Annotated in this window: 5 protein-coding genes and 1 pseudogene; 1 reads left to right on the forward strand and 5 read right to left on the reverse strand. The window is 71.6% G+C overall.

What is annotated here, in order from left to right; all coding sequences use genetic code 11:
• Nucleotides 1-108: 108 nt before the first annotated feature.
• Nucleotides 109-342 carry a hypothetical protein gene (locus tag ABZ453_RS50175; RefSeq protein ID WP_359026643.1) on the reverse strand — a complete coding sequence of 78 codons (234 nt, stop codon included), beginning with the start codon at nucleotides 340-342 and terminating at the stop codon, nucleotides 109-111.
• A gap of 503 nt (nucleotides 343-845) precedes the next feature.
• Here ABZ453_RS50175 and ABZ453_RS50180 point away from each other — a divergent pair.
• Nucleotides 846-1832, forward strand: coding sequence for a replication-relaxation family protein (locus ABZ453_RS50180; RefSeq protein WP_359026645.1), 987 nt, complete (start codon nucleotides 846-848; stop codon nucleotides 1830-1832).
• 214 nt (nucleotides 1833-2046) lie between these two features.
• Here ABZ453_RS50180 and ABZ453_RS50185 read toward each other — a convergent pair whose 3' ends face one another.
• The 4 genes and pseudogenes from ABZ453_RS50185 to ABZ453_RS50200 form a co-directional block, all read right to left on the reverse strand.
• A complete protein-coding gene (locus tag ABZ453_RS50185) occupies nucleotides 2047-2346 on the reverse strand; it encodes a hypothetical protein (RefSeq protein ID WP_359026647.1) in 300 nt (99 codons plus the stop codon).
• A gap of 819 nt (nucleotides 2347-3165) precedes the next feature.
• Nucleotides 3166-4380, reverse strand: a complete 1215-nt coding sequence (locus tag ABZ453_RS50190) for a hypothetical protein (protein WP_359026649.1) — start codon at nucleotides 4378-4380, stop codon at nucleotides 3166-3168.
• A gap of 211 nt (nucleotides 4381-4591) precedes the next feature.
• Nucleotides 4592-4729: a hypothetical protein gene (locus tag ABZ453_RS50195; RefSeq protein WP_359026651.1), complete on the reverse strand. Its 138-nt coding sequence runs from the start codon at nucleotides 4727-4729 to the stop codon at nucleotides 4592-4594.
• A 766-nt stretch (nucleotides 4730-5495) separates the two neighbouring features.
• Nucleotides 5496-5648 (reverse strand): annotated as a pseudogene (locus tag ABZ453_RS50200) (IS110 family transposase); the annotation flags it as partial.
• Nucleotides 5649-5744: the final 96 nt, after the last annotated feature.

Raw genomic sequence — 5744 nt, forward strand, 5'->3', positions numbered from 1 at the left:
TGTCGCCGCCGGTCTCCGCGATGAGGGCTTCGGCGACGCCCTGGCCGACGCCGGGGATGGTCTGCAGCAGCTCAAGCTGGCGGGAGAAAGGGAGCTGCTGTGGGGCCATCAGGCGACGGCCGGGCGTTGCTTGGCGAGGCGGGCGAGGTGGGTTTCGCGCAGCTCTTCCCACGGGGTGCAAGCCTCTACCGAGGGCAGCCCGTTCTCGGCGATGTCCTCCAGGACGGCGGCGAGCTGGTCGGCGTTCGCGCGGGTGCGGGCAGCGTACGCGCGGACCGCGTCGGCGGCCGCGGGCTCGAGCTGCTGGCGGACGTGCTCAGCGGGGGCCGGCTGTTCGGTCATCGAGGACTCCCCATACGCGGAACGGCTGTCTGACCACGGTATCGCTGCTCTCCCAGCGGCGGGACCTGTCCGGGTGAAAGCGCCGCCGGCCAGCCCTGTCCGGTACTCGAGCGCGGAGGCCCCGCCGACGCGCAACCGGCAGCTGGTGCGCCCCGATCCCCCGAGGCGCACCGGACCGTCCCGCCCGCCCCTTCCCTTTTCCTTTTTCTTGTCTGGCTGGGGTGCGGAGGTGTGCAGAGGGGGATGTCGGTCTGCCGACCATGTGAGAAGTGCCTGGTGACCTGTTGAAACGTCGTCACCTGCGGTGAGGGCTCGGTGGGTTGTGGGCGGGGTTGTCGGCAGGGGTGTGGTCGGGGTTGTCGGCCTGGTCGGGGGCGGGGTTATCGGATCGTGACGCTGGTCGGGCCCCGGTGGTCGGGATCTTGGCCGGGGCGGACCGCTGGCCTGGGTTGTACGCGCGGCGCCGGACGGAGGGTGCCGCACCGTACAGGAGGGCACCGCTGATGTTGAACGTGGATACGGGCGGGGCGGACCGGCTGGCGCTGGCGGTGGTGGCGCAGTACCGGATGGCCACCACCGAGCAGATGCATCTGATCATCGCGCCGGGGGTGCGGATCGAGCAGACCAGGCGCAGGCTGGCGAAGCTCCGGGAGGAGGGCCTGGTCGACCGCATCACCCTGCCGCGCGCTGGGCGTACCCGGGTGTGGTTCGCCACGCAGTACGGGGTGGAGGTGGCCTCGGAGTGGCCGGAGCTGCGGGAGTGGCGGCCGCCGCGGCTGACGTCGGACCGCACCGCCGCGCGGCTGAGGGTGGGTCACACACTGACGGTGACGGAGACCGGCCTCGCGTTCCTGCAGGACGCGCGCCGGCGCGGGGACGTGTGCCGGCCCCTGGACTTCATCCCCGAGATCTACCACCCCCTCGGCAATGGCGAGGCCGTCATCCCCGACGCCCTGCTCTACTACCGCAACTCCGGCAACGGCGCATCGATGCTGCGGGCCTTCGTGGAAGTCGACCGGGCCACCATGGGACCCGAACGCCTCGCGGCGAAGCTGACCGCCTATGCCCGCCTCCACGACTACGTCCCCATGCCCCTCGGCCGGCCCCGGCAGCGGGCCACCGCTTCGCAGCCGCAGGAGACGTGGAAGCGCCGCTACGCGCGCTTCCCCCGCCTGCTGTTCGTCCTGGACGGCACCGGCCCCGCCGGCATCGACACGCGGATGCGTGCCCTGCACGCCAGCATCACCGAAGTCCTTGGCCTGCACCGCCTGCTCCGCGCCATCCCCGTCCTCGCAGCCCCACTGGTCGACATCCTCCGCGACGGGCCCTCAGCACCCGTCTGGCGGCCCATCCAAGACCCCGAACAGAGAGTCAGCTGGATGGGCGCCTACCACCCACCCGCCGCACCGGCACAGCCCACCGCCCCGGAACCAGACCGGCCCTGGCCCACGACCACATGGGGATGGGGAACGCCCAACAACCGAGGATGACGTCACCGAGGCGGCACCCACCCCCTTGCTCCAGAGGCCGACCATGAGACCGACCACGGCTCCCGCCGCCCCGACCATGCAGATCACAGCACGACGCTCAAAGTGAAGTGCCTCTGGCCGGTGACCGGTCCGGGCCCGGGTCGTTTAACCGGGCGCGCCCATGCACAGAGAAGCCCCGGGCGTCATGGCCCGGGGCTTCGTGCAGCGTGAGCCGTCAGCTCGGCTTGGGTTCCGGCTCCGAGGGCCGGAACATCTTCCAGACCCAGTGGCCGTCCTCGAGTTGGGCCAGCAGGATGCGGTCCTGCTCATCCGCGTCGTCGGCTGCGTCTCGCGCGTCCCGCCGCGCCATGGCGACCGCGAACAGCAGATCGGTGTGGAAGTCCTCCGGCAGCTCGGGAGCGCCGTGTCCGCCGTCTTCGGTGTCGGCCAGCACCACGATCTCGTCGGAGCCAAGTTCGGACTGGATGCGGCCACCGTCCCCCGCGCGCGCTCCTGGACGATGCTGCCCCGGCACGGGGTCAGCACCTGCGGCGGGCGAGAACGGCGTTGAGCTCCTGAAGCAGCGCATCCGGCAGGGCCGCGCCCTGGCCGTGTTTGAGGACCTGTTCGGCGATCTCGATCAGTTTCGTGTTGGTGTGCTGAGCACGGGGGCCTGGCAGGCTGCACGGCGAGCCACCGCGTCCGGGATCGACAGAAGTGCGGGTCGTATGCCTCTGTTTGGGTCAGGAGCCAAGGGCGATCATGGAAGAACCACAGCACGCGGCGGAACATGCGACGCCGCGGGAACACTCGATGGGCACACTCTTGTGTTGCTGTGGTGCACATACGGCCCGGGGCACCACCAGCCAACCAACGCCTGGCTCTCCCCGTGGAGCCTCGGGCCGTATGCCCCGAATACCGCCCGTCCGGCAGTCCCATAACTGTCCGGTGGTGGGCGCGTTTTCAGCAAGTGGCCACCAGCAGGCGGGGGCCCCGCCACAGAACTGCGGGAATCAGCGCGCAGCGACCACGAAGTGCGGGTCGTATGACTCTGTTGAGTCAGGAGACTCATGTGCTGCTCTGGTGCACATACGGCCCGGGGCACACCCCCGTGGCGTCGGGCCGTATACCCCCGAATCGCCCGCCGCAGTCCTACTAACTGCCCCGGTGGGCGTTTCCAGCGAGTGGCCCGGAAGACCGAACCCCCTTCCGGGCCACTCCCGGAAGGCACGGGCTCAGCAGCCTGATACCAGGTGACGGTAGACCAAGACCACCGACATCACCTTGAGATCAATCAAGGCGGGCAGCACCCCCTCACCGGGATGCCGCCCACCGCTGTGGGACCGAACTCGGGCTACACGGCCCGCTCCCGCTCCTTCTTCCGCCGATTAACAACCGTGGCGGACCGTCCGGCGAACTCGCCGATGCGGCGCTGGGTCCATTCCAGGGTGAGGCCGTAGCCGATACGGGCGGCCACCTGGACCTCAGTGAGCAGCACGGGGGCGCTGCCGGGGGCGCAGGTCTCGGGGAGGCCGGGGAGGTTCCAGTCCTTCACGGGGCCGGCAGGCGGGGCGGGCCGCTCCTGGTGCTCGTCGACGCTGGCGGTCACCCGGGCCGGGCCGGTCTGCGCGGCAGCCACGGGCGCCGGGGCCGGGCCGGCGGGGCGGGCAAATGCTGCGCTGTCCGTCGTACGAGGCGCCGGAGACGGCACGGGAGCGGTGGCGGTCCTGTCGGCCGCTGTCGCGCGGGGGTCGGCCGTGGGCACGACAGCGGGGCCGTTGTCGGCTCTAGTGCGGGCCTGCGGAGCCAAAACCCCCGTGCGGGGCGCGGACACGACAGGCGCGACAGGCACACGGACCGGTGCGGCCGGGACCGGCGCCGGGGCGTGCCCGTTGACGGGCGCGGGGCGGGGCTCCGGCTGCGGGGCCAGGACGCCGTGTGCCGTCGTGCCGTTGTAACGGTGTGCCGTTGTGCCGTCAACACTGCTGTGGACTGCGGGAACGGCCGTCGGGGTGAGGCGCTTGTCCTCGAGGTCCAGGCGCCGGGACTGAAGCTCGCGGGTGGCGCGGGCGGCCTCGCGCTTCTCCTCCAGGTCGAGGGCGAACACCTGGTCCTCCCGGCGCTGCTGGCGGATCCGGTCGGCTTCGGCGCGCTCCTGGGCGAGCTTGCGCTTGCGCTCGTCCTCCTGGTCCTGCTCCTTGCGGGCGGTCTCGGCCCTGGCTGCTTCCTCCAGCTCGACTTCGGTGAGCCGGTTCGACAGGCGGCGCCGGTAGGCCGGCCCCGCTTCCGCGACCAGGACGAGGATGCCGGGCGCGATCAGGTGCTGCGCCACACCGGTCCAGTCGCCGTTCTCCGCCGAGTGGCCCACGTTGAGAAACAGGCTGGCCGCGCCGGTGAACAGGCGTAGCAGCCCCGCCCACACCCCGCCGGACGCACCGTAGCGGGAGGCGATCTCATCCGCCCGCAAGGAGCCGACGAACGCGAGGTCGACCACGACCGGCAGCACGAACGCGGTGTCCTCCCACCCGGGCGTCACGTGGGCGCGGACGTACGGCGTCGCATTCAGCATCGACCACACGATCACCCCCCGCCGCCGACCCCCACGTGATGACCGAGATGATCCAGTCCGCCCCGGTCAGCTCCAGCCGAAGCCGCGCCGCCGACCCGGGCGGCCCCGCAGCCTCCAACTTCTTCCTACCCATCGATCCTTCCTCCGTTATCGTGGTGCACTGGCACGGCGGGGCCGGGCGAACACGCACTTCGCCCGGCCTCGCGCTCGGTCACTTCTTGGGCGTCGTCCTCGGCTGGCCCTTGGCCACCGGACCGCCGGACGTCACGTGTCCGGCGGGCGGCTTCAGCCCGGTCCGGTTCGCCGTCTCGTCCTCGGATGCCTTGCGACCTGTCACGAACTTGGGCATATGGGTCTCCTCGCTGATCTGCGGGCCGGGCCGGGTGCCCGGCTCCCCGCCCACCCCCAGCCGCCGGGGCAGTGGGGGTGGACAGGCAGCCGTCACACGGGCAGCGGCACCACTTGACCGAGGGGCCGGACCTCGCGTACGCGTGTGCGCGCCTGCGGGGCTGCGCGTTGGGGTCGCCGATCGGCACCAGGCCGGGGCCGAACTGCCCGGCCGCCGGGCGCAGCAGGGCCTGCGGCAGGGCTTCGCCCTTGGCCTCGTTGCACGGGTAGCCGGCGAGCACCAGCGCGGCCTGTGCCCACGTGTGCAGCAGCGAGCGCGGGATCAGGTGATCCACCGTCGCGCCCACCAGACCGTCACCGAACGGCGTGGCGCAGTAGAAGCACTGCGCGCCGTCCCGCTCCGCCAGACGCGCCTTCAGCAGGCGCCGGCGCTTCGGTCCCGGCTTGCGGTCGGGGCTGTTGCTCACGACTGCGCCCCCTGTCCGTGCAGGCGGGCCAGGTGGGCGGCGACCTCCGCCGCCAGCCGGGCCGCCTCCGCAGCGGCCTGCGCCTCCGGGCTCATGCCGCCGCCCCCGTCCGCGCGGTGCGCAGGTAGCAGCCGGACACGCACTGACCGGCGCAGGGCTTCGCAGCCCGGACTGGCTTTGGCGCGCGCCGGGCGGGCGCGGCGGGCTCTCGGTCGGGCGGCAGGCGGACGGCTCCCTCCGAATCAGCGCATACCCCCGACCCGCAACCGCTGAGGCCAGGATGGAATCTCAATGATCGTGTCAAGCCGCTTGCGTGACCGGCGGGACGGAGGTGAACAGCGTCTTGTCACGCAGCATCGCCCACAACACGTCGACCCGGCGCCGGGCCAGCGCGAGCAGCGCCTGGGTGTGCAGCAGCCCCTCAGCGCGCTTTCTGAGGTAGTAGTCCCGGGAGTGTCAACGGCCATTTCGTTCGGCTCTGATCCACTTCTTGTGGTCCGATCGCGGAGCGTTACAGTGCTCAGTCCGCGAGGAGGATCTGCCGGCGAA

Origin of the sequence: Streptomyces sp. NPDC005799 (assembly GCF_040630525.1) — a bacterium.
Taxonomy (GTDB): domain Bacteria; phylum Actinomycetota; class Actinomycetes; order Streptomycetales; family Streptomycetaceae; genus Streptomyces; species Streptomyces griseorubiginosus_B.